The sequence below is a fragment of the Paraburkholderia sp. BL10I2N1 genome (genome assembly GCF_004361815.1).
GTDB lineage: Bacteria > Pseudomonadota > Gammaproteobacteria > Burkholderiales > Burkholderiaceae > Paraburkholderia.
Window position 1 is genome coordinate 1,545,009 of sequence record NZ_SNWA01000001.1, and the last position, 22,132, is coordinate 1,567,140.

Genomic DNA, 22,132 nt, shown 5'->3' on the forward strand with positions numbered 1-22,132 from the left:
GGGTCCTTACTCGATCGTCTCGATGACGCGGTTGTGGTTCGTGTAGATACACATATCGCCGGCAATCTCCAGCGACTTTTCGACGATCTCGCGCGGCGAAAGATCCGTGTTGTCGGCGAGCGCCCTCGCCGCGGCCTGTGCGTACGCGCCGCCCGAGCCGATTGCGCAGATGCCGCCTTCGGGATCGAGCACGTCGCCATTACCGGTGATGACGAGCGTGGTGCTGGCGTCGGCCGCGATCAGCATGGCTTCGAGGCGACGCAGCATGCGGTCGGTGCGCCAGTCTTTGGCGAGTTCGACGGCGGCGCGCGTGAGGTTGCCCTGGTGCTTTTCGAGTTTTGCCTCGAACCGGTCGAGCAGCGAGAAGGCGTCGGCTGTGCCGCCGGCGAAACCGACCAGCACCTTGCCGTTATAGATGCGCCGGACTTTTTTCGCGCCGCCCTTCATGACGATATTGCCAAGCGTTACCTGGCCGTCACCGCCTAGCGCGACCTTGTCGCCGCGCCGCACGGAAACGATCGTCGTGCCGTGAAATTGCTCCATATGCGTTCCTTTTGCAAAACGGGAAGGACGCAGCAGCGCTACTGCGCCACCACTTGAATCAGGGGAAACGGACGGGCGCGACACCGCAACAGAAACGACCCGGCGCGCGCTCGTGCAACGCATGTCGAATTTATTTTAGGGCGTGCGTCGGCTTATCAAGAGTTGGCCGAACGGACAGGCGCGGAAAAAACGCGGAAGAGGTGGGGTCAAAACAGGAAGCGTGCACGCTTCGAAAGAAAAAAGCGCACGGAACACCGTGCGCCTCGCGACGAAGCAGCGTTTGGGGGCGCGGGCCGAAGCCGCGCCGAGGGCGGTCAGTCGCCGAACAGCTTCTGGCGCAGTTCGCGGCGTTCCTGTGCTTCGAGCGACAGGGTAGCCGTGGGCCGTGCGAGCATACGCGGAATGCCGATCGGCTCGCCGGTTTCTTCGCACCAGCCGTAATCGCCCGATTCGATGCGTGCGAGCGACTGCTGAACCTTCTTCAGCAGCTTGCGTTCGCGGTCGCGCGTGCGCAGTTCGAGCGCATGCTCTTCCTCGATCGTCGCGCGATCGGCCGGGTCAGGCACGATCACGGTTTCGCGCAGGTTTTCGGTCGTCTGGCCCGCATTGCGGAGAATTTCCGCCTGCAGCTGTTCGAGCTTGTTCTTGAAGAAAGCGAGCTGATCCTCATTCATGTAATCCTTGTCGCTCATCTTCAGGATTTCGGCTTCGGTCAAGAGTCGTTTCGTCGTCATCTGGCTTGCTTCTTCAATGTGAGGCAAAACTCATACGTATTGCCCGCTCTTTCGTGTTGCCCGCAACGACGCCTCAATTGACGCTCAACTGAGCGTCGGCGAACACGGACGGTGGGCTGTCGTGACGCCGAAGGCGCCGATGCGGGGCCGAACTCCTCTGGAAACCGGTCTTCAGATGCTCCTGAGGCATTACTTCTACCGGCAACGCGCTCCCCGATACCAGCGTGCCGGCCGGCTGTCGGCGTCATTTCCGGATGAGATTTTCCGGCGCCTCGTTTCACACCCGGCATACCCGGCACAGGCTGCGCGGTCCGGGCAATTCGTTGTCATTCTCCAGTGGGCACGTATTGTAACTGAATCACAATCTGGCACTGCAACCGAGGTAAAACCCTGCTGCATTCATCGTTATCGTGAAAATATAACGCGCCGACGATCAAAAAGCGATGGTCGTGCACGTATTCCCGCAGCAGGGTTTTCACGTGCTTTTCACACGTGCCGAATAGCCAGCGGGCCCGAGCGCCAGAACCGGCCCGCTTTTCGCCTCGAGGTTCAGGCGAGGCAGGCGTCCAGGCCGTCGGTGATCAGGTCCTGCGGCAGTTCGATGCCGATGAACACCATCTTGCTGTTCTTCTTTTCGATCGGCTGCCACTTCGAAGCCAGGTCGCTGCCCATCATCTGGTGCACACCCTGGAATACCACCTTGCGGTCGACGCCCTTCATGTACAGCACGCCCTTGTAGCGCAGCAGGCGCTCGCCGTAGATCTGCAGGATGCCGCCGAGGAAATCTTCGAGGCGGTTTGGGTCGAACGGACGTTCGCTGCGGTAGACGAACGACTTGATCTTGTCGTCGTGGTGCGCGTGGTGATGATTGCCGTGGTCATGCCCTTCATGATCGCAATGGCCGTGATCGTGATCGCAATTCTCGTGATCATGGTCATGGTCATGATCGTGGTGCGCATGGACATGGTCGTCTTCGGCGAGAAACTCCGGATCGATTTCGAGCTTCGCGTTCAGGTTGAAGCCGCGCAGGTCGAAGATTTCCTTGATTTCGGCTTCGCCGAAATTGACGACCCTGATCGCCGCCTTCGGGTTCATGTGCAGCAGGCGATGCCGCAGATCACCGATTGCCTGTTCCTCTACCAGATCGGCCTTCGTAATGAACAGACGATCGGCGAAACCCACCTGGCGCTGCACGACTTCGTGCTCATCGAGCTGCTGGTTGGCGTGCTTCGCGTCGACCAGCGTGATGATTGCGTCGAGCAGGAATTCGTCGGCGATCTGGTTATCCATGAAGAACGTCTGCGCCACCGGGCCCGGGTTCGCGAGACCCGTCGTTTCGATCACGACGCGGTCGAAATCCAGTTCGCCTGCCTGCTTTTTCGCGGCCAGATCGCCCAGCACGCGCGCCAGATCCCCGCGGATCGTACAGCAGATGCAGCCATTGCTCATCTGGATGATCTGTTCGCTGACGTCCTGCACGAGAATTTCGTTGTCGATGTTCTCTTCGCCGAACTCGTTTTCGATCACGGCGATTTTCATGCCGTGCTTTTCGTTCAGGATGCGCTTGAGCAGCGTGGTTTTGCCGCTGCCGAGAAAGCCGGTCAGGATAGTGACGGGAATCATGTTTATCGCCTGTTTAAATGCGGGAATCGGGTGCGGGGCCGCTTCAGGCGGCCGCTCAATCGGGTCAGCTATTGAAACATATCTGTCAAGCCACCGCTCGGGGCAGGCCTGAAGCCCTGCCGCGAGAGCGGGAAATAAACCGAAACTATGGGCGATCAGGCGATTTGCAACAACAGGCCTTTCAGATACTCGCCTTCGGGGAACGCCGTCAGCAGCGGATGATCGACGCCCGCGCCGAGGCGTTTCAGGATCCGGGCGTCGACGCGCGCGTCGGACGCCGCGCTCGCGACGATCTTCTGGAACAGTTCGGCATCGATCGCGCCGGAGCACGAATAGGTGAACAGCAGGCCGCCCGGACGCAACAGCTTGAGGGCGGTCAGGTTGATGTCCTTGTAGGCGCGCGCCGCGCGGTCCACGTGTTCACGCGACGGCGCGAATTTCGGCGGATCGAGCACGATCAGGTCGAAACGCTCGCCTTCGTCGAAGAGCCGCCGCAGCGTCTTGAATGCGTCGGCGTCGAGCCACGTGGCGCGAGCAGCGTCAAAACCGTTGGCCACGACGTTCTGCTGCGCCAGCGCCAGCGCCTCGCCCGACGAATCGATCGACACCACCCGCTTCGCGCCGCCTTTGAGTGCGGCAAGTGAAAAGCCGCCGGTGTAGCAGAAGCAGTTGAGCACGTCGCGGTCCTGCGCCAGTTCCTGAACGAGCGCGCGGTTATCGCGCTGGTCGACATAGAAGCCGGTCTTGTGGCCATTGTGCACGTCGACGTGATAGCGCACGCCGTTCTCGCTGGCGATCAGCGTGCCCGACGGCGCGTCGCCGGCCAGCACGCCGGTCGTCTGTTCGAGGCCTTCCTTCTCGCGGATCGACACGTCGGAGCGTTCATACACGTTCGGGCAACCGGTCGCGCCTGTGAGCGCGCCGACAATCGCCTCCTTCCACGCTTCGACGCCCGCCGCCATGAACTGGCAGACGAGCTGTCCGCGCTGTGTGGCGTCGTCGGCGATGTAGTAGTCGACGATCAGGCCCGGCAGGCCATCCGCTTCGCCGAAGATGAGCCGCACGGCACCGGTGTTGTGCACCATCGAGCGGCGGTGGGCAAGCGCGCGTTGCACGCGGCGCTTGAAGAACGCGTGATCGATGGGTTCAGCTTCGTCGAAGCTCCAGACGCGCGCGCGAATCTGCGAATGCGGACTGTACGCCGCGCGCGCCAGAAAGCGGCCGTCGTGCGCCCGGACGATGACGGTGGCACCGGCTTCCGGCTTTCCGTCGATGCGCTCGATCGCGTTCGCATAGACCCACGGATGGCGGCGCAGCAGCGATTTCTCTTTCGACGGTTTCAGCGTAACGGTATTCATGGTTTAACTTCGCGAGGCATTCGTGATATCGGGAATCAAAAGGGGAGCCAAAGGCCGCACAGTGCGGAAAGTCCGCTGCGTCTGCGGCGTGTGAGATTCCCAAGGCGCCGGCCGCTTTGGCGCCGTCGTAATGAAAACGGTATTAGTCGCGCTTTTTTGCGCGCGGATGCGCCTGATCGTAGACGCGCGCCAGATGCTGGAAATCGAGCGCCGTATAAACCTGGGTCGCCGTGATGCTGGCGTGGCCGAGCAACTCCTGCACGGCGCGCAGGTCGCCACTCGATTGCAGTACGTGCGTCGCGAACGAGTGACGCAACACGTGCGGGTGTACGTTCGCGGGAATGCCCGCCTTCATGGCGGCACGCTTCACGCAATCCCGCACCACGTTCGGCGACATCCGGTTGCCGCGTACCGACAGAAACAGCGGATGCGGATCATGCTTCACAAACTCGACGCGTACGTCGAGCCACGCGCGTAACGCGTCGAGCGCCTTGCTGCCAACCGGCACGACGCGACGCCGGTTACCTTTGCCGAGCACTTCCACTTCAGTGGCATCGAGCTTGAGCCATCCCGCCGAACGGTACCCGTCGGCATCGGCGAACGCGACGTCGAGTCCCACAAGCTCCGACAGGCGCAAACCGGACGAGTAGAACAACTCCAGCATTGCATGATCGCGCAGGCCTTCAGTGGTCGCGCCTGAGGGTGCTTCCATCAGCGTGTGGGCGTCGTCGACCGAAAGCGCTTTCGGCAGCGTTTTTGCCTGCTTCGGTGCGCGTACGGTTGCGACCGGATTCACTGGCAAATCGATCCGGCCGGCCAGCCAGCGGTAAAAAGCTCGCCACGACGACAGGCGGTGACTGATGGAGCGCGCCGACAGGCCGCCCGCATGCGCACGTGAAACCGCGCCGCGGATGTCCGTTGCGGTGAGCATTTCGAGAGGCCGGCCGTTGGCAAGCTTCTTCAGTTCGTCGAGTTCGTGTGTGTAGCCGCGTAGTGTGTGCGCCGACAACCGCCGTTCGTGCTCGAGGCTCGACAGGTAAGTGGCGATGGGGTCAGCGAGGGTCACGTGAAGGTGAGACCGGATTAGCGCGGCAACAGGCGGCTGAGCGCGGCGCTTGCGAGCGCGCCGATCTGCGTCAGGAAATCGGTGGCCATGCCGTCGTGAAAGCGGCGCGGATCCGGCGAGCCCATGACGAGCAAGCCAAACGCGCCGGCGTCTTCGGTTGCTTCCGGGTCGCGCAGCGCGAGGAGCGCGATCGAACCGTTGGTGCCAGCCGCCGGTTCTTCGTCCGAAGACGCGCCGTCCGGTACCGCGCTCACGGCGGGCGCGAGCCACTGCGCCGCCTCGAAGCCGGTATTCGCGCCGCAGTACGGCGTGGCGAGACTGTTGGCGAAAATCCGCACTTCTTCACCGACGTGACGGGCGAAATCAGCATGCTCATAAGCCTCGGCGACATCCCACACGCGTAATGCCGCTTGCGGCACGTCGAACACTTCGCGCAGGCCGTTCGAAATGGTCCGCGGCAGGGCGTGCGGATCGCGCTCGGACATCACGCGGGTCGTCCAGCGGCTGAATTTAGCGGCGATGCTGTCGTTTTCGTGACCGTAGCGCAGCAGTTCGGCAAGACGCCGTTCGAGATGCTTGTTCTTGTCGCGCAACATGTCCATCTGCCGCTCCTGCAGCGAGACAGCCGCCTTCCCGTGCGGGTTGGCGAGCCGGATGGTGGCGAGCATTTCCGCGTGTTCAGCGAAGAATTCGGGGTTGGCGAGCAGATATTCTGCAACTTCGCGATCGTTCATGGTTTCGGCTTGGGAGATGCGCGGGGGCTTGGGTGTGTCGGTAAACAAGGTCAGATTGCGGCCGGTTCCGCCAGTTCGATCTCGCCTTCGAAGACGGTCGTAGCGGGGCCGGCCATCAGAAGTGGTGCGTCTTCGTTGCGTGCGCCGTCCCACGAGATCGTCAGTGCGCCGCCGTGCGTGTGCGCCGTGACCGGCGAATCGAGCAGTCCGCGGCGAATCCCGGCGGCGACGGCTGCGCACGCACCGGTACCGCACGCGAGCGTCTCGCCTGCGCCGCGCTCGAAGACTCGCAGCTTGATCTCGCTGCGCCCGACGATCTGCATGAAACCGGCGTTCACCTTCTGCGGGAAGCGCGCGTGCTTCTCGATGACCGGGCCGTCGACCAGAACCGGAAACGACTCGACGTCATCGACGATCTGCACCGCGTGCGGATTGCCCATCGAGACGGCTGAAATCCAGCGCGTCGCGCCGTTCACATAGAGCGGCCAGAGTGTGTCGTTGCCTTCACGGCGTCCTTCGAGGCCGTTCGTGGCGAAGGGGACGCGCGCCGGCTCGAACACCGGGCTACTCATGTCGACGACCACCTCACCGTTGTCTTGCATCGTCAGCGTGGCGATGCCGTTCTGCACCTGGACGCGCACGGTGCTCAGATCGGTGAGGCGCGCATCGCGCACGAATTTCACGAAGCAACGCGCACCGTTACCGCAATGTTCGACCTCACCGCCGTCGCAATTAAAGATGCGATAGCGGAAATCGACACCATCGATGGTCGGTCGTTCGACCAGCAGCAACTGATCGGCGCCGATGCCGAAATGCCGGTCAGCGAGCGCGCGCACTTGCGCCGCCGTCAGCGAGACGGGCTGCGTGTAGCCGTCGAGCACAACAAAGTCGTTGCCCGCGCCGTGCATTTTGGTGAATTTGAGTTTCATCCCACTATTGTAAGGGACGCGCGGGCGCGCGCGTCGATGGCCTGTTGGATGAGCCTGTCAACCGGGCCCGGCAGAAGCGTTCGATCAGTCGCAACAATGGCTCAATAAAAGCCGGGCTCGCCAGGCGGGCGCGTCTTGAAGCGTTTGTGCACCCAGTAATACTGCTCAGGCATGTGCGGAATCTGCTCTTCAAGAAAGGCGTTCATGCGACGCGCGTCGAGGTCGTCGTCGCCGGTCGGATAGTTGTCCCACGGCTTGAACACTTTGAGACGATAGCCCTTGTAGTTCGGCAGCACCTCGCCGATGAACGGCACCACCTGCGCGTGACCGACTTTCGCAAGCCGGCCCACCGCGGTTAGCGTGCAGGTCGGTACGCCGAAGAAGGGGACGAACGTCGAGTTGCGCGTGCCGTAGTCCATGTCCGCGCCGAGCATCACCGGCTTGCGGTCTCGCAGCCAGCGCAGCACGACACGGGCGCTGTCGGCGCGGCTCGCCATTTCGGCGCTGAAACGTCCGCGCGCGGCCTTTGCGATCGCTTCGAGTTCCTGATTCGACATCGGCTGGTACAGCGAGCCGCAGGTCCGGTGCAACGAGTAGTTCAGGAAGATCGAGCCGGCCTCGATGCCAACAAAGTGGAAGCCGAGAAAGAGCGTCGGCGGCAGATCAGGATCGTCAAGATCGATCGCACTATCGACATGCACCAGTTTCTCGAGCTTCTTCGCCGAGCCGAACCACTGAACGCTTCGTTCCAGGTAGCTGCGGATCGCATGCCGGAAGTGCTCCTGTGCAACGTCTTCGCGGCGCTCGTCGCTCCACTCCGGGAAACACAGCTTCAGATTGATGTGAACAATACGTTTGCGCCGGCTCGGGATCTGATAGAGCAGCCAGCCAAGGCCGTCGCCGAACCGCGCGACCAGGCCGTAAGGCAACAATGCGAACAGTTTCAGGAGCCCGATGGCAAACTTCGCGCCGAGGTGGCTCAACATGCCGCCTCCTGATGTGCGGCGCAGCACAGTGCAATCTTCAGAAAACCGGGGAACATGACGTAATACCGCACTCGTAGACACTCTGTGACTTTTCAAGGAAGTCGCTATAATAAGGGCTTCGCCGAGTTAATAGACAACTTGCGGGGCGAAGCCGGTGGGCGCCAACCATGTGTGGTGGGGCCCGGCGGTCAGGAAATCCGCTAAAGCGTCGCCGCTTCAGGCTCCCGAAGCTGGCTACGTGAAAATCAACCGTAACCACTCAACAGGAGTCTGCAACGTGGCAAACGATTACCTCTTTACCTCGGAATCCGTTTCCGAAGGCCATCCCGACAAGGTCGCTGACCAGATCTCGGACGCTATCCTCGACGCCATCCTGAAGCAGGACAAATACTCGCGTGTTGCAGCTGAAACGCTGTGCAACACGGGTCTCGTCGTGCTTGCCGGTGAAATCACCACCACGGCCAACGTCGACTACATCCAGGTCGCGCGCGAAACGATCAAGCGCATCGGCTACGACAACACCGACTACGGCATTGACTACCGCGGCTGCGCGGTGCTCGTCGCGTACGACAAGCAGTCCCCGGACATCGCTCAGGGCGTGGACCGTGCACACGACAACAACCTCGATCAAGGGGCTGGCGACCAGGGTCTGATGTTCGGCTACGCGTGCGATGAAACGCCCGAACTGATGCCGCTTCCGATCCACCTGTCGCACCGTCTGGTCGAACGCCAGGCGAACCTGCGCCGCGACGGCCGTCTGCCGTGGTTGCGTCCGGACGCGAAGTCGCAGGTCACCGTGCGCTACGTCGACGGCAAACCGCATTCGATCGACACCGTGGTGCTGTCGACGCAACATTCGCCGGACATCGAACTGTCGACGCTGCGCGAAGCGGTGATCGAAGAAGTCATCAAGCCGACGCTGCCGGCTGAACTGATCAAGGGCGACATCAAGTTCCTTGTGAACCCAACCGGCCGGTTTGTGATCGGCGGCCCGCAAGGCGACTGCGGTCTGACGGGCCGCAAGATCATCGTCGATACGTACGGCGGTGCCGCACCGCACGGCGGCGGCGCGTTCTCGGGCAAGGATCCGTCGAAGGTCGACCGTTCGGCAGCTTATGCCGGCCGTTATGTCGCGAAAAACATCGTGGCCGCCGGCCTTGCAACCCGCTGCCTGATCCAGGTGTCCTACGCGATCGGCGTTGCGCAACCGACCTCGGTGATGGTCAACACGTTTGGCACCGGTCGCGTGTCGGATGCGACGATCACGCGCCTCGTGCAGGAACACTTCGATCTGCGCCCGAAGGGCATCATTCAGATGCTCGACCTGCTGCGCCCGGTCTACGAAAAGACCGCCGCCTATGGTCACTTCGGCCGTGAAGAGCCGGAATTCTCGTGGGAAGCAGCCGACAAGGCGCTCGCCCTTGCCGAAGCTGCAGGGACAGAACCGGTCGCCGCGCTCGCCTGAGTGCGTCCTGGTTCACGTTTGATGCAAATAAACCCCGCCGGCCTTGCGCCGCGCGGGGTTTTTTTCTTGCTGTCGTGGATTTTTCAGGGATGTTGCGATTGCGCGTGAGCAACGGGCCCGGCGCCGGGGCCCGCTCACACGGCCCGATACGACAGGAGCTCAGCGAGTGGCAAACGCGAACCAGCCCGTGCTGGTGACCGAGATCCTGCGTGGACGGCGGCTGGTGCTGTGCGGGACAGCCGTCTGGCGCGCGTTCAGCGTACGCAACGTAGTCGGCTTCCTCAACAGCGTTCGCAGCGAGAAGCGGTGCGAACCACTCTTCACGCGCAGTGCCGCAAAAAACGAATGAAACCACGTGCGAATGCCGTCGACCGGCTTTGCGTCGCGCCATTGTTCGGCCAGCGCGCGCGTCCGCGCGGAGTGGTGACGCAATGCGCGGACAACGTGGCGGCGCGCTGGACGCGCCGCTTTGAGCGCCGCGTGGGTAAGGCGGGTGCTTAACAGGGTGTGCATGGCTTCAGCGAAAGGTATGAGGGCGTCCGACGGGAGAGTGCGCTGTAAGCAGCACCAAATGTGCCAGCGTGGACGACAGGGAAGCCGGAAAACAGGCGGGATGCGGCGGCTGTGCCCCGAAGAGGCCCTGCGCGCAAGGGAAATGCGGGAATCGCGATCAACATGCGGTCAGGCTACACGCGATTCGTGACGCACGAAAGTCGGTTTTACCCTCGCGGCAATCGGTCGCCCAGGCCATTGATCGATCCCTTTGCGGTCGGTTTCCGTGCACGAATTGCCCATTTGGCGTGCAATGCACCGGAGTCCGGCACCCGAAACGCAGCGCAGCGCGATCAGGTACGTTTTACAATCCCGTATTAGCCAGTCGAAACGGAACGTCCATGTCAGTCCATTCAAAAAAGGAACAGGTCCAGATGCTGCGGGATCGTGGCTTCGTCGTCGTGCCGGGACTCGTTTCGCCCGAACGTTGTGCCGCGATGAGGGCCACTGCGCAGCAGCAGTTGGAGGAAGCCGCCGCACCGCTCGAGTTCGAGGCGGATCTGCGTTATCCGGGCGCGCCGGAGTCGAAACATGCACCGGGCGGCCACACGGTGCGCCGTCTGCTGGATGCGTATTCCCGCGATCAGATGTTTCGCGAATGGGCGGCGGCGCCGGAAATCCGCGGCTGGATGGAACTGTATTTCGGCGAAGAGCCGCGGCTCTCGCGTGCCCATCACAACTGCATGATGACAAAGCACCCGGCGTATGGGAGCCTGACCGGCTGGCATCGCGATGTGCGTTACTGGTCGTTTGAGCGGGACGATCTGGTGTCGGTATGGCTTGCGCTGGGACCGGAAACCGTCGACAACGGGGCGCTTTGGTTAGTGCCGCAGTCGCACAGCGTGCCGTTCACCTCCGATCGTTTCGACCAGGCGAAATTTTTTCGCGCCGATCTGCCTGAAAATCAGGCACTCATCCAGACCGCGATTTCACCGGAACTGCAGACGGGCGACGTCGTGTTCTTTCACTGCAACACCCTTCATTCGGCGGGCAAAAACATAACCGACGACATCAAGTTTTCGCTCGTGTTTACGTACCACGGTGCGAGCAACGTGCCCCTGCCAGGTTCACGTTCTGCATCGATGCCTGAAGTGGCGTTCTGAAGTGGTGTTCCGGGTAGCGCCGGGAAGCCGCGATGCGTTTCGCGCGGATCGGGCGCCTTCGTGCCGCGTCTAGCGCTTGCCGGACATCACCAGACCGGTGAGTCCGGCCAGTGTCGCGACCACGCCGCCTGCGATCAGGAAAATGGTCTTGTTGGTCGGCGCACCGGTGAACACGCGCGAGACCTCGTTACTGAACGAATGAAACGACTGGCCACCAAAATACAGCAGCACGACGCCACCGACGATCAACGCGAACGAAATCGCTCTGGTCATGAAAATCCCTCATCATTAAAGCTGGTCGCCGGAGTGTATTGGAACGACACAGTCGCGTCCATGCTTCGTCCCGCCTTCTGGGCTCCTGCATGCCGCCCGTCGATTGGCTAACATAGGCAGTTCAGCATTTTGCGCCGCACCGCAACGTCCTGCTGATGGCAGGGCGTCGTGGTGTGGCGATGTCATCGCGCAACAATCGTCGATGATCCTTTCTCGTGCATCTATCAAGGAAATCACGCAATGGCCTACGAAGCATCTTCTGAACGCTATTCGGACATGCAATACCGCGTTTGCGGCAAGTCGGGGCTCAAGCTGCCTGCGCTGTCGCTCGGCTTGTGGCACAACTTCGGCGACACGACGCCGCTGTCGACGCAGCGCGATATTTTGCGCACAGCCTTCGATCTCGGCATCACGCACTTCGATCTGGCGAACAACTACGGGCCGCCGTACGGCAGCGCCGAAACGAACTTTGGGCGTCACTTCAAGGACGATTTCAAACCCTACCGCGACGAACTGCTGATTTCGTCGAAGGCCGGCTGGGACATGTGGCCCGGTCCGTATGGCCAGGGCGGCGGCTCGCGCAAGTACGTGCTTGCGAGTCTCGATCAGAGCCTGCAGCGCATGGGGCTCGATTACGTCGACATCTTCTACTCGCATCGCTTCGATGCCGACACGCCGCTCGAAGAAACCGCCGGCGCACTCGCTACCGCCGTGCAGCAGGGTAAGGCGCTGTACGTCGGCATTTCGTCGTACTCGGCGGCAAAGACACGCGAGATGGCAAAACTGCTGGGTGAATACAAGGTGCCGCTCCTGATCCATCAACCGGCGTACAACATGCTGAACCGCTGGGTGGAGCATGAACTGCTCGATACGCTCGATGAACTTGGAACGGGCAGCATCGCTTTCACGCCGCTCGCTCAGGGACTTCTCACCGGCAAGTATCTGAACGGCGTGCCGGACGATGCGCGCGTCAACAAGCCGGGCGGCGGATCGCTGAAGGCGGAGCATCTGAGCGCGCAAAACATCGAGCACGTGCGCAAGCTGAACGACATTGCGCAGCGGCGCGGCCAGAGCCTGGCGCAGATGGCGCTCGCATGGACGCTGCGTGGCGGCCGCGTGACGTCGGCCCTGATCGGTGCGAGCAAACCGGAGCAGGTGCGCGAGAACGTCGGTGCGCTAAAGAATCTCGAATTCTCGAAAGAGGAACTGGCCGAGATCGATCGCCACGCGACGGAGGGCGGCATCAACCTGTGGGAAAGGCCGTCGACTGACCAGCATATCTGAGCGTCGGGTTGCGGTTTGTCCGCACGCAAGGAAAGCCGCCGTAAGGCGGCTTTTTCTCTTTGGAGGCGTTCAGCAGGTTCATTCTTCCGGCTGTCATGAGGCACTGCTAAGTTCGCTGCCAGTGTCATTTCGACGGAGGGAAGATGGAATCACGTGGCGCCGCCAAAGCGGAACCGGAAGGACCTGTCGCGGTGCCTGTGCGCCGCACGGCAAGGCGAGCCGCGATCAACTCGCGTACGAATCTCATGCTGATCGTCGCTGTCTCGCTGGCGGCGGCAATGGAACTGGCGGGGCTGCCGTTTCTGCTGCGCCTGTGGGGCGCGCCGGCGCTATGGCTGATCGTGCCCGTCGTCGTGTTGACGCCTACGCACTGGGGCCTGATTCACGAAGCGATTCACGGACAGCTTTTCGCGGATCGCCGTCTCAACGAGAACGTCGCACGCACGCTGGCGATCATGCTGTCATTGCCGTTCGAGGCAGTGCGCTTTGGCCATCTGATGCACCATCGCTTCACTCGTGAACCGTACGACCGCCCCGACGTTCACGAGGGCGACGGGTCGCGCTGGCGCACGCGGATTACGTACTACTTCCGTCTGCTCGGCGGTTTCTACGTCGGTGAACTCCTGCTACCGCTGTTAGCTTTCCTGCCCGTGAAAACCGCTCGTGCGCTGGTCGCCCGGACGGTCGGCGCGGAAGGGCCGGTGGGTGCCGATGTAGGGCGGCTCGTTACCGGCTTTGCGACCGATCCCGCACGCCGGCAGCGCACGCGGCGCGACTGGTTGCTGACCGTCGCGCTATACGCGTGCGCGTTCTATCTGTACGGAGTCTGGTGGCCGGCGCTCGCGGCGACGATGTATTTGCGGGGCGTGTGGCTGTCGCTGGCGGATAACCTGCCGCATTACGACGTAGCGCTGGACGAACCCGGGCGAGCGCGTAACTTCCGCGTTGCGCGAGTGTGGCAAGGGATACTGATGAACCATCACCTGCATCGAACGCATCATCAGCATCCGACGCTGCCATGGACCGCCCTCCCCGCGCTTGCGCGCGAGACGGCGTCACCCGCCGACGCCGCGCGTGAAGACGCTTACTTCCGCAGCGTCCTGCGCCAGTTCAGCGGAACGGTGACGGTGAAGAATACGCGTTGAGGTGATGGGCCAGCACCGGCCCCCTCATCGCACCTGTTCCGCTACACCAGGGCAGGCAACCCTTCGACGAGCAGGATCGCCACGCCCACTCCCAGCAATGCCCCAATCACGCGCAGGACGTTGTGCCTGAATTCAGTTGCGCAGGGGCAGGCGCCAAGAAAGAGAGCGCCAGCTAGAGCCATCGGAATGACCAGAATGAAATCGGCGATCGTGAAGTAGGTCGTCATGCTCGTCTCCATTGATATCACTCACGCAGCAAGCCGCTGTATTTCTGATGTGGCGCGGCTATGAGGTTCGATTCGAGTATAGGCGACGGTTCGACGGGCATGATGCCGCAATGCGGCGCTGCACTGCTGCATTGCGCATAGCTGCAGGTTTGCTGGGCGAGGCTTGGCGCATCAGGCAACTGTTTGAAGCGACCACAAAAAAGTCTAACGATTGCTTACAGAGCTCTTTCGAAATGGACATCGGCGGGCAACGATAGGCGATTCACCTGTCCGTATCTGGATCAGTTTCACTCCGCCGCGGCGCGTTCCCGGACACGCAGCCGCCAGGCCGCCACGATTCCGCACAGGAGGAGCAGTGCGACCAGCGAGGCGACGCCGTCCCAGCCGTGCGCTGCCCAGACACGCCCGCCATACGACCCGACGATGCTCGACCCGAGGTAGTACGCAAGCAGATATAGCGCCGCGGCCTGGCCCTTGGCCGCCGTGGCCATCCGGCCGACCCAGCCGCTTGCCACCGCATGCCCCGCAAAAAAGCCGAAGGTCACGCACGCAATACCACCGGCGATGGCCGCGATCGGATGCAGCATCGTCAGCGCGAGTCCAGTCAGCATGAGAACGAGGCTCGCGATCAGCACGCGTCCGCGACCGAACATATCGGCCATGCGTCCCGACAGCGGTGATGCGACCACGCCCATCAGGTACACGACGAAAATCGCGCCGATCGCCGTCTGGCTGAGCTGGTAGGGTGGCGCGAGGAGCCGGTAGCCAATGTAGTTGTACAGCGTGACAAAGCTGCCCATCAGCACGAACGCCATCAGGAACAGGACGGGCAGGCCGGGAGTAGCCAGATGCTTCGCCAGCGCGGAGCTATGATGCGCGAACCCAAGCCCGCGGCGCGGCACGAAATGGCGCGACGGCGGCAGCAGCGCGCGAAACGCGAGCATCGAAAGAATGCCGAGCACGCCGATCGTCGCAATCGACACGCGCCAGCCGAACAGATCAGCGACGATGCCGGTGATCACGCGTCCGGCCATCCCGCCGATCGCCGTGCCGCCGACGTACAGACCCATCGCGAGCCCCAGCCCATCGGGATGGACCTCTTCCGCGAGATAGGCCATCGCGACGGCCGGGACACCGCCGAGCGCGAGCCCTTCGAGCGCGCGCAATACCAGCAGTTGATGCCAGTGCGGTGCGAACGCGACGGCCAGCGTCAGCACCGACGATGCGGTGAGCGAGGCCGTCATCAGCCGATGGCGGCTCCAGCCTTCCGACACGAAACCGGCCACGAAGATCGCGAGAGCAAGCGCGGCCGTGGTTAGCGAGAGCGAGAAGCTGCTTTGCGCGGGGCTGACGCCGAACGTCGCCGAGAATGCGGGCAGGAGCGGCTGTACGCAGTAAAGCAGTGAGAACGTTGCGTAGCCGGCGAACAGCAGCGCGAGGCTGGCGCGCCAGAAAGCGCGAGTGTCGCGTTCGAGGTAGGGAATACTGGCGCCAGGCGCCGCGCGGGACGTAGATGAGACGGACGAAGTGTCGGGCGAAGGAACATCCGGAGAATCCTTCCGGCCGGGTTCCGGCGATGCGCTCACGAAAAGGGCTCCCGATCAGTAAAAACCCTTACGATACGCCGTTTGGGGCCAAAGCGTCGCTCAACCGGGCACAGATCGAGTCCCTCGACGCTCCAGCAGTGCCTCGCTAGCCGTGCGTGGCCGGCGTGCTGGCGGGCGCATCGGGGTGCACGAGCTGCTCGTCGGTGGGCAGTTGCGACGCGTCCCAGCCGCCTCCCAGTGCCTTGATCAGCGCGACGCTCGCGGCCATCCGCCGGCGCGCGAGCGTGACCGCCTGACGTTCGTTGGAGAGCGCGGTCGTCTGTGCGACGACCACGTCGAGGTACGTGATGGCGCCGTTCCTGTAGCGGTTGGATATGACGGCGAGCGCGCGCTCGGCCGCTTTCACCGCTTCGTCCTGCGCGTGTGCTTCCTGTTCCAGCACGCGCAGCGCGGCGAGATTGTCCTCGACGTCGCCGAATGCCGTCAGCACGGTCTGACGATAGTTCGCGACGCTTTCGTCGTAATGCGCCTTCGCTTCGTCCTTGACCGCCGCACGTCCGCCGAAGTCGAGGAGCGTGGCCGCGATCGACGGCCCCAGCGACCAGAACCGCGCCGGTGCGAGCAGCCACTGGCTGTAGTCGGTGGCTTCGAGGCCGCCTGTCACCGAAAGAATCAGGCTCGGAAAGAACGCCGCTGTTGCGACGCCTATCTGCGCGTTCGTCTGGGCCATCGTGCGTTCGGCGGAAGCAATGTCCGGACGGCGTTCGAGCAGCGCCGAGGGTACGCCCGCGGGTGCGACGACCGGCACCGCCACGAGCGGCGCGACCGGCAGAGCGAATGTGGACGGACTCTGACCGGTGAGGATCGCGATGGCATGCTCCAGCTGCGCACGCTGCGCGTCCAGATCGATCGCCTGAGCTTCGGTTGTGCGTAGCTGGGTCTCCGCCTGGGCGACGTCGGCATCGGTGGCGATGCCGCCTGCGCGCCGATGCTGCGTCAGATCGAGCGCATCGCGGTAGGCCGCGATCGTGTTGTCGAGCAGTTGATGTTCCTGATCGATGCCGCGCAGTTCGAAGTAGTCGGTTGCGAGTTCCGCCTCCATCGATAGCAACACGGCCTGCGCATCGGCGGCACTGGCCTGCGTGCCGGCTTTCGCACCTTCGACGCTGCGCGATACCCGTCCCCACAGATCAGGTTCCCATGACGCGTCGATCTGCACGAGGTAGTCGTCGAGTGTGAAGCCCGCAGTCGACTTGAAGCGGATATTCTGGGACGTGCGCGTCCGCGAGTAATTGGCGCCTGCGGAAACGACCGGGAAGAAGCTCGAGCGGAACTGCGCGACGCTGGCGCGAGCGGCACGAAATCGTGCCTGCGCGGCCTGTACGTTCTGGTTCTCGCTGGCGACGCGCGCTTCGAGCGCGTTCAGTTCGCTGTCGCCGTAGATCTCCCACCACGCTCCGCGTGAGCCGACGTCGGCCGGTTGCGCGGGCTTCCAGCCGGTGCCGTCGAGTTCCTTGAACGTCGCAGCGATGGTGTCCTTCGGACGCACGTAGTCCGGACCGACGGTGCAGCCCGCGAGCAGGCATGCAACCGCCATCGCTGATAACGAAAAGCGTGGCAGAGCCCGTGGACGGTGAAATCGCGTACTCACTGCGCAGCCTTCCCTGACGATGTGTCGCCGGTTGCCGATTCCTGCGCAGCGGATGCACCTGGCGCGTTCGCCATGGCTGAGGCGCTCGCGTCACTCGCGCCGCTCGTGACGTTCGCAGCCCCCGCTTTCGACGCAACGATACGCACCGGCGCACCATCGACGATCGAATCCTGGGGATTCAGGATGACCTGTTCGTCGCCATGCAGACCGGACGTGACGGCGACCCGCGTGCCGAAATCGGTCCCGAGCGAAACGGGCACGAGTTTCACACGATTCTCCGCGTTGACGGTCGCGACCTTCACGCCATCCGGACGGAACAGGAACGTGTTGCCCGGCAGCGTGAACGGCGCGGAACCCGCACCGAGCGCGAAATGCACCTGCGCATAAGCGCCTGGCAACAGATCGCCGTTGCGATTGTCGACGTCGACCTCGACGAGCATTGTCCGCTGCTGCGGATCGACCGAGCCCGCGGTGCGCGCCACCTTGCCTGGGTAATGCCTTGCAGGCGTTTCCGGCAGGGTCAGAAAAGCGCCCTGCTGTGCCTGAACCTGCTGGGCGTAGGCCTGCGGCACACTGACGTAGACCCGCAGCCGGTCCGCCTGCGCCACATGGAACAGTTCTTTCGCCGGCCCGCCCGCGCTGCCCGCATCGATCAACGCACCGACGTCGACATTACGCGCCGTCACGATGCCGTCGAACGGCGCAAAGACTTTCTGGAACGACTGGGTCTTTTCAAGGCGCGCGACGTTGAAGCGCGCAGCATCGAGCGTCGCCTTCTTCGCGAGCATGTCGCCGACTTTTTCGTCGGTCTCCTGTTTGGACACCGAATTGCTTTTCAGCATGTCGGTCCAGCGGTCTGCGGTCGTTTTCGACAGTGCGTAGTTCGCCTGCGCATTCTCGAGGTCGGCGCGCGCGGCGCGCAACTGGTCGTCGACTTCGGGCGTATCGATTTCAGCAAGCAACTGGCCCGCTTTCACATGCGCGCCGATATCGGCGTACCACTTCTTCAGATAGCCGTTGGTACGCGCGTAGATCGGCGTGTCGAGAAAGGCCTGGACATTGCCGGGCAAAACCAGATCGAGCGCAGCGTTCGACTTCTGCGGACGCACGATTTCGACGCTCGTCTGGCCTGCATGCTCGGCATCGCGTTCGAGCGCGGCCTGCGCGCTGTGGCGCGACCAGATGCCCTGCACCGCCAGCCCCAGCACGACGATGACCGCCACCACGATTCCCCAGCGCGCGCGTTGCTGCGTTGTCGCGACCGGCGCCGAATCGTCAGGACGCTCAGGATGTTTCACTTCCTGCTTTCCTTCCCGCTTCCCTTCCATCAGTGCCCCACATCAGGATGTTTTTGTACCACGTGTTCAGCAGCGTGCAGGCGGCGCGCCGCGAGCCTGCGATAGATCAGCAAAAACACCACCGGCACGAAAATCAGCGTCGCGAGCGTGCCGATCGCCAGACCGCCGATCACGGCGCGGCCGAGCGGCGCGTTCTGTTCGCCGCCTTCACCGAGACCGATCGCCATCGGCACCATGCCGATCACCATCGCGAGTGCCGTCATCAGCACCGGACGGAAACGCGTGAAGCCCGCCTCGATGGCCGCGCGCGCCGCATCGCCGTGTTCGAGCAACCGCTCGCGTGCGAAGCTGATCACCAGAATCGAGTTGGCCGTCGCGATGCCGATAGACATGATCGCGCCGGTGAGCGCTGGAATCGACAGTGTGGTGTGGGTGAGAAACAGCATCCAGACGATTCCCGCCAGCGCGCCAGGCAGCGCGGTGATGATGATGAACGGATCGAGCCATGACTGGAAATTCACCACAATCAGCAGATACACCAGCACGATCGCGAAGACGAGGCCCGTGAAGAGGCCGGAGAGCGAGTCGTTCATCGTCTGCACCTGGCCGCGCACCTGGATCGTAGAGCCTCTCGGCAGGTCCGCCTTTGTTTCGCCGACGATCCTGTTGATGTCGTCGGAGATGGCGCCGAGATCGCGACCGTCGGCGGTGCCGAAGATATCGATCGTGGTTTGCGCGTTGTAGTGGTTGATGACCGCGTTGCCGGATTCGCGGCGCATCGTCGCGAGCGAGCCGAGGATGTTGGTCTTGCCGTTCGCGTTCAGCGGAATATTGGCGAGCGCCTGCAGCGAGTCGATCGTGTATTGAGGCGCTTCGGTAATCACGCTGTAGCTGACGCCGTTCTTTGGATTCAGCCAGAACGTCGGTGTGGTCTGCTGGCTGCCAGACAGCGTGATCAGCAGGTCGCTCGCGACGTCCTTCTGCGTGAAGCCTGCCTGCTGCGCGCGCGTGCGGTCGACGTCGATGAAGATGCGAGGCAGGTCGGACGGCTGCTGGATACGTGCATCGGCGAGACCTGGCACGCCACGCAGACGGCTCAGGAGGCGCGCGGCGAGCGCGCGGTTGCCTTCGACGTCGCGCCCGACGATCTGGATATCGATCGGTGAAGGCATACCGAAGTTGAGCGTCTGGCTGACGATATCGGCCGGCAGGAAGGCGAACTGCACGCCCGGGAACTCGTCCGAAAGCGTGCGGCGCAGCTTGCGGACGTAGTCGGCGGTCGGGTGATGATCTTCGTTCAGCGTGATCAGCACGTCGGCGTCCGATGAGCCGATCACGCCCGTGTTGCTGTACGACAGGTTGATCCCTGATACCGGCAGGCCAATGTTGTCGATGATCGAATGCAGCTCACCGGGTGGAATCAGCTGACGGATACGCAAATCGACGCGATCGGTGACGACCGCCGTTTCCTCCACCCGCATGCCGGTTTTTGCGCGCAGATGCAGGGCGATCACGCCTGCGTCTACCTGCGGGAAGAAGTCGCGACCAAGGAACGGCATCAGTAGCATGGACGCCCCGCAACACACCAGAAACGCGATGACGAACACGCCAGGCTTTGCGACCCGGGCTTCCAGAAACAGACGATAGCGCTCGCGCAGCCGCCCGAATGCGCGTTCGAACGCGAGATGCACGTGCATGAACGGATTGCGGGTGGCCGCGCTCGCGTGCATGTCCTCCGGACGGTGGTGATTGCGCAGCAGGTACTTCGCGAGCGTCGGCACCAGCGTGCGCGAAAAGAAGTACGAAGCCAGCATCGCAAACACGACGGCTTCGGCAAGCGGAATGAACAGGTAGTGTGCCACGCCCGTCAGCAGGAACATCGGCACGAACACGATACAGATCGACAGCGTCGAGACAAGGGTCGGAATCGCGATCTGATGCGCGCCGTCGAGAATCGCCTGCTCCAGGTTCTTGCCCTGCTCGAGCTGGTGGCTGATGTTTTCGATCGCAACAGTCGCGTCGTCCACCAGGATCCCGACCGCGAGCGCGAGGCCGCCGAGCGTCATGATGTTGATCGTTTCGCCGAGCGCAGAGAGCGCAATGATCGACGTGATCATCGACAGCGGAATCGATACCGCAATGATCAGCGTGGCGCGCCAGTTGCCGAGGAACAGCAGGATCATGAGCCCGGTCAGCCCTGCCGCGATCAGCGCCTCGCGCAGTACGCCCTGCACCGAGGCGCGCACGAACAGCGACTGGTCCGCCACCGGATCGATGTTCAGCGATTCGGGCACGAGATTGCGCAGCGTCGGCATCATGGTCTTGATGCGGTCGACGATCTCCAGCGTCGACGTATTGCCGCTTTTGTTGATCGTCAGCAGCGACGCGCGCTGGCCGTTGACGCGGACGATGTTGGTCTGGGGCTGGTAGCCGTCGCGTACGTGCGCGACGTCGCGAACATACACGGTGCCGTTGGCAGTGGACTTGATCGGGATGTTGTTCAGGCCGGCGAGCGAATCGGGGCTCGCGTTCATCTGAATCGAATATTCCGTGGAGCCAATCTTTGCCGTGCCCGACGGCAGGATCAGGTTCTGCGCGGTGATCGCGTTGACCACGTCCATCGGCGAGAGGTTGCGCTCCTGCAGCTTGCGCGAGTCGATGTCGACCATGATCTGGCGCTGCTTGCCACCGTACGGAAGCGGCGCCGACGCGCCCGGCACCGTGGCGAGCTGCGTCTTCAGGAAGTTGTTGCCGAAGTCGAACAGCTCCTGCTCGGTCAGCGACGGCGACGACAGCGACAATCTCAGGATCGGCACCGTCGATGCGTTGTAGCGCAGGATGAACGGCGGCGTGATGCCGGGGGGCAGTGAGCGCAACTGCGTTTGCGACAGCGCGGTGACTTCAGCGAGCGCTTCGTCGATATTCGCGTGCGGCTGAAAGAAGATCTTGACGACCGCGATACCATTCAGCGATGTTGATTCGACATGCTCGATATCGTTCACCGCCACCGACAGCCCGCGCTCGTAGTTCAGCACGATGCGCTTTTCCATCTCGTCGGCGGGGAGGCCGGTGTACGTCCAGATGACAGACAGAACCGGAATGTCGATATTCGGGAAGATGTCGGTAGGCGTGCGCAGGATCGTCAGCGGACCGACGATCATCAACAGCAGGGCAAGCACGACGAACGTGTACGGGCGCCGGAGCGCAAGTCGAACGATCCACATGGAGCGGCGCTGCTTTTGGTCGGGTCGGTGGGGGCCGGGCTGGCTCTGCCGCCTGCGCGACGGACTTCGCGCGGACATTGGCTCGGCCCGGCATGCGCGACAGGAATATAGCGCGTATCGTAGTCCCGATGCGCAATTTTGGGATCGTCGGCCGCAAGGTTTATGATGGGGCTGTTACGAGGTGTTACAAGTTGACGTTTCGTAAGTGGATTGACCGAAGCGAAGGGCGTTTTGCCCTTTTTTTTCGCTTCCCCGCGCTGTCCAAAACGGGAACAATGGCCACATCCTCTACGCGTATCACGCGATTCAGGTTTAGGTGCGCGCGCAACGTTTGCGGCGAGGCGGCGCGTTTTATCGCCACATGACCGGCGCCCTATCCAAGCCGGCAAA

Annotated in this window: 19 protein-coding genes; 4 read left to right on the top strand and 15 right to left on the bottom strand. The window is 62.7% G+C overall.

From position 1 onward, the window contains the following. Positions 1 to 6: 6 nt before the first annotated feature. The 8 genes from hslV to B0G77_RS07265 all read right to left on the bottom strand — a co-directional run bounded on the left by hslV (position 7) and on the right by B0G77_RS07265 (position 7,973). Positions 7 to 543, bottom strand: a complete 537-nt coding sequence (hslV, locus tag B0G77_RS07230) for an ATP-dependent protease subunit HslV (RefSeq protein ID WP_133661497.1) — start codon at positions 541 to 543, stop codon at positions 7 to 9. Positions 544 to 857: 314 nt separating this feature from the next. Continuing rightward, positions 858 to 1,277 (bottom strand): RNA polymerase-binding protein DksA, encoded by a 420-nt coding sequence (gene dksA, locus B0G77_RS07235; protein WP_074301082.1) that lies wholly within the window; start codon positions 1,275 to 1,277, stop codon positions 858 to 860. Positions 1,278 to 1,826: 549 nt separating this feature from the next. After that, entirely contained in the window at positions 1,827 to 2,900 is a 1,074-nt protein-coding gene (locus B0G77_RS07240) for a GTP-binding protein (protein WP_133661498.1), read from the bottom strand. Positions 2,901 to 3,055: 155 nt separating this feature from the next. After that, on the bottom strand, positions 3,056 to 4,258 hold the full coding sequence (locus B0G77_RS07245; protein WP_133661499.1) for a class I SAM-dependent rRNA methyltransferase: 1,203 nt from the start codon (positions 4,256 to 4,258) through the stop codon (positions 3,056 to 3,058). A gap of 142 nt (positions 4,259 to 4,400) precedes the next feature. Continuing rightward, positions 4,401 to 5,324 carry a tyrosine recombinase XerC gene (xerC, locus tag B0G77_RS07250; RefSeq protein ID WP_133661500.1) on the bottom strand — a complete coding sequence of 308 codons (924 nt, stop codon included), beginning with the start codon at positions 5,322 to 5,324 and terminating at the stop codon, positions 4,401 to 4,403. A gap of 17 nt (positions 5,325 to 5,341) precedes the next feature. Further along, the gene (locus B0G77_RS07255; RefSeq protein ID WP_133661501.1) at positions 5,342 to 6,058 is read right to left on the bottom strand and encodes a DUF484 family protein; all 717 of its coding nucleotides are present in this window, start codon (positions 6,056 to 6,058) and stop codon (positions 5,342 to 5,344) included. Positions 6,059 to 6,108: 50 nt separating this feature from the next. After that, positions 6,109 to 6,987: a diaminopimelate epimerase gene (gene dapF / locus B0G77_RS07260; RefSeq protein WP_133661502.1), complete on the bottom strand. Its 879-nt coding sequence runs from the start codon at positions 6,985 to 6,987 to the stop codon at positions 6,109 to 6,111. A gap of 101 nt (positions 6,988 to 7,088) precedes the next feature. Next, the gene (locus tag B0G77_RS07265; protein WP_133661503.1) at positions 7,089 to 7,973 is read right to left on the bottom strand and encodes a lipid A biosynthesis lauroyl acyltransferase; all 885 of its coding nucleotides are present in this window, start codon (positions 7,971 to 7,973) and stop codon (positions 7,089 to 7,091) included. A 277-nt stretch (positions 7,974 to 8,250) separates the two neighbouring features. Between B0G77_RS07265 and metK the strand changes: the two genes are divergently transcribed. Continuing rightward, positions 8,251 to 9,438: a methionine adenosyltransferase gene (metK, locus tag B0G77_RS07270; protein WP_133661504.1), complete on the top strand. Its 1,188-nt coding sequence runs from the start codon at positions 8,251 to 8,253 to the stop codon at positions 9,436 to 9,438. 159 nt (positions 9,439 to 9,597) lie between these two features. Here the strand turns inward: metK and B0G77_RS07275 are convergent, their stop codons facing one another. Beyond that, entirely contained in the window at positions 9,598 to 9,951 is a 354-nt protein-coding gene (locus tag B0G77_RS07275; RefSeq protein WP_133661505.1) for a hypothetical protein, read from the bottom strand. 380 nt (positions 9,952 to 10,331) lie between these two features. On the opposite strand from B0G77_RS07275, the gene B0G77_RS07280 reads away from it, so the two are divergent. Continuing rightward, on the top strand, positions 10,332 to 11,093 hold the full coding sequence (locus tag B0G77_RS07280) for a phytanoyl-CoA dioxygenase family protein (protein ID WP_133661506.1): 762 nt from the start codon (positions 10,332 to 10,334) through the stop codon (positions 11,091 to 11,093). 69 nt (positions 11,094 to 11,162) lie between these two features. On the opposite strand, the gene B0G77_RS07285 is transcribed toward B0G77_RS07280, so the two are convergent. After that, positions 11,163 to 11,366, bottom strand: a complete 204-nt coding sequence (locus tag B0G77_RS07285; protein WP_133661507.1) for a DUF3185 family protein — start codon at positions 11,364 to 11,366, stop codon at positions 11,163 to 11,165. Between the two features lie 240 nt (positions 11,367 to 11,606). On the opposite strand from B0G77_RS07285, the gene mgrA reads away from it, so the two are divergent. Both mgrA and B0G77_RS07295 read left to right on the top strand, forming a co-directional pair. Continuing rightward, positions 11,607 to 12,650 carry an L-glyceraldehyde 3-phosphate reductase gene (gene mgrA / locus B0G77_RS07290; protein WP_133661508.1) on the top strand — a complete coding sequence of 348 codons (1,044 nt, stop codon included), beginning with the start codon at positions 11,607 to 11,609 and terminating at the stop codon, positions 12,648 to 12,650. Positions 12,651 to 12,793: 143 nt separating this feature from the next. After that, positions 12,794 to 13,795 carry a fatty acid desaturase gene (locus tag B0G77_RS07295; protein ID WP_208116401.1) on the top strand — a complete coding sequence of 334 codons (1,002 nt, stop codon included), beginning with the start codon at positions 12,794 to 12,796 and terminating at the stop codon, positions 13,793 to 13,795. Between the two features lie 41 nt (positions 13,796 to 13,836). Here the strand turns inward: B0G77_RS07295 and B0G77_RS07300 are convergent, their stop codons facing one another. The 5 genes from B0G77_RS07300 to B0G77_RS07320 form a co-directional block, all read right to left on the bottom strand. Beyond that, positions 13,837 to 14,022, bottom strand: coding sequence for a hypothetical protein (locus tag B0G77_RS07300; RefSeq protein ID WP_133661509.1), 186 nt, complete (start codon positions 14,020 to 14,022; stop codon positions 13,837 to 13,839). A 287-nt stretch (positions 14,023 to 14,309) separates the two neighbouring features. Beyond that, a complete protein-coding gene (locus tag B0G77_RS07305) occupies positions 14,310 to 15,506 on the bottom strand; it encodes an MFS transporter (protein WP_243751107.1) in 1,197 nt (398 codons plus the stop codon). Positions 15,507 to 15,714: 208 nt separating this feature from the next. Then, positions 15,715 to 17,166, bottom strand: a complete 1,452-nt coding sequence (locus tag B0G77_RS07310; RefSeq protein WP_133661511.1) for an efflux transporter outer membrane subunit — start codon at positions 17,164 to 17,166, stop codon at positions 15,715 to 15,717. Between the two features lie 50 nt (positions 17,167 to 17,216). Next, positions 17,217 to 18,518, bottom strand: coding sequence for an efflux RND transporter periplasmic adaptor subunit (locus B0G77_RS07315; protein WP_243750951.1), 1,302 nt, complete (start codon positions 18,516 to 18,518; stop codon positions 17,217 to 17,219). Positions 18,519 to 18,547: 29 nt separating this feature from the next. Then, positions 18,548 to 21,742, bottom strand: a complete 3,195-nt coding sequence (locus tag B0G77_RS07320) for an efflux RND transporter permease subunit (protein ID WP_133661513.1) — start codon at positions 21,740 to 21,742, stop codon at positions 18,548 to 18,550. Between the last annotated feature and the right edge of the window lie 390 nt (positions 21,743 to 22,132).

Bases quoted from the DNA above. Each gene is read 5' to 3' on its own strand.
- B0G77_RS07300 (WP_133661509.1), bottom strand. From the start codon at position 14,022: ATGACGACCTACTTCACGATCGCCGATTTCATTCTGGTCATTCCGATG.
- B0G77_RS07295 (WP_208116401.1), top strand. From the start codon at position 12,794: ATGGAATCACGTGGCGCCGCCAAAGCGGAACCGGAAGGACCTGTCGCG.
- dapF (WP_133661502.1), bottom strand. From the start codon at position 6,987: ATGAAACTCAAATTCACCAAAATGCACGGCGCGGGCAACGACTTTGTT.
- B0G77_RS07240 (WP_133661498.1), bottom strand. From the start codon at position 2,900: ATGATTCCCGTCACTATCCTGACCGGCTTTCTCGGCAGCGGCAAAACC.
- B0G77_RS07310 (WP_133661511.1), bottom strand. From the start codon at position 17,166: ATGGCGGTTGCATGCCTGCTCGCGGGCTGCACCGTCGGTCCGGACTAC.
- B0G77_RS07265 (WP_133661503.1), bottom strand. From the start codon at position 7,973: ATGTTGAGCCACCTCGGCGCGAAGTTTGCCATCGGGCTCCTGAAACTG.
- mgrA (WP_133661508.1), top strand. From the start codon at position 11,607: ATGGCCTACGAAGCATCTTCTGAACGCTATTCGGACATGCAATACCGC.
- B0G77_RS07285 (WP_133661507.1), bottom strand. From the start codon at position 11,366: ATGACCAGAGCGATTTCGTTCGCGTTGATCGTCGGTGGCGTCGTGCTG.
- dksA (WP_074301082.1), bottom strand. From the start codon at position 1,277: ATGACGACGAAACGACTCTTGACCGAAGCCGAAATCCTGAAGATGAGC.
- hslV (WP_133661497.1), bottom strand. From the start codon at position 543: ATGGAGCAATTTCACGGCACGACGATCGTTTCCGTGCGGCGCGGCGAC.
- B0G77_RS07245 (WP_133661499.1), bottom strand. From the start codon at position 4,258: ATGAATACCGTTACGCTGAAACCGTCGAAAGAGAAATCGCTGCTGCGC.
- B0G77_RS07280 (WP_133661506.1), top strand. From the start codon at position 10,332: ATGTCAGTCCATTCAAAAAAGGAACAGGTCCAGATGCTGCGGGATCGT.
- B0G77_RS07320 (WP_133661513.1), bottom strand. From the start codon at position 21,742: ATGTGGATCGTTCGACTTGCGCTCCGGCGCCCGTACACGTTCGTCGTG.
- B0G77_RS07255 (WP_133661501.1), bottom strand. From the start codon at position 6,058: ATGAACGATCGCGAAGTTGCAGAATATCTGCTCGCCAACCCCGAATTC.
- B0G77_RS07275 (WP_133661505.1), bottom strand. From the start codon at position 9,951: ATGCACACCCTGTTAAGCACCCGCCTTACCCACGCGGCGCTCAAAGCG.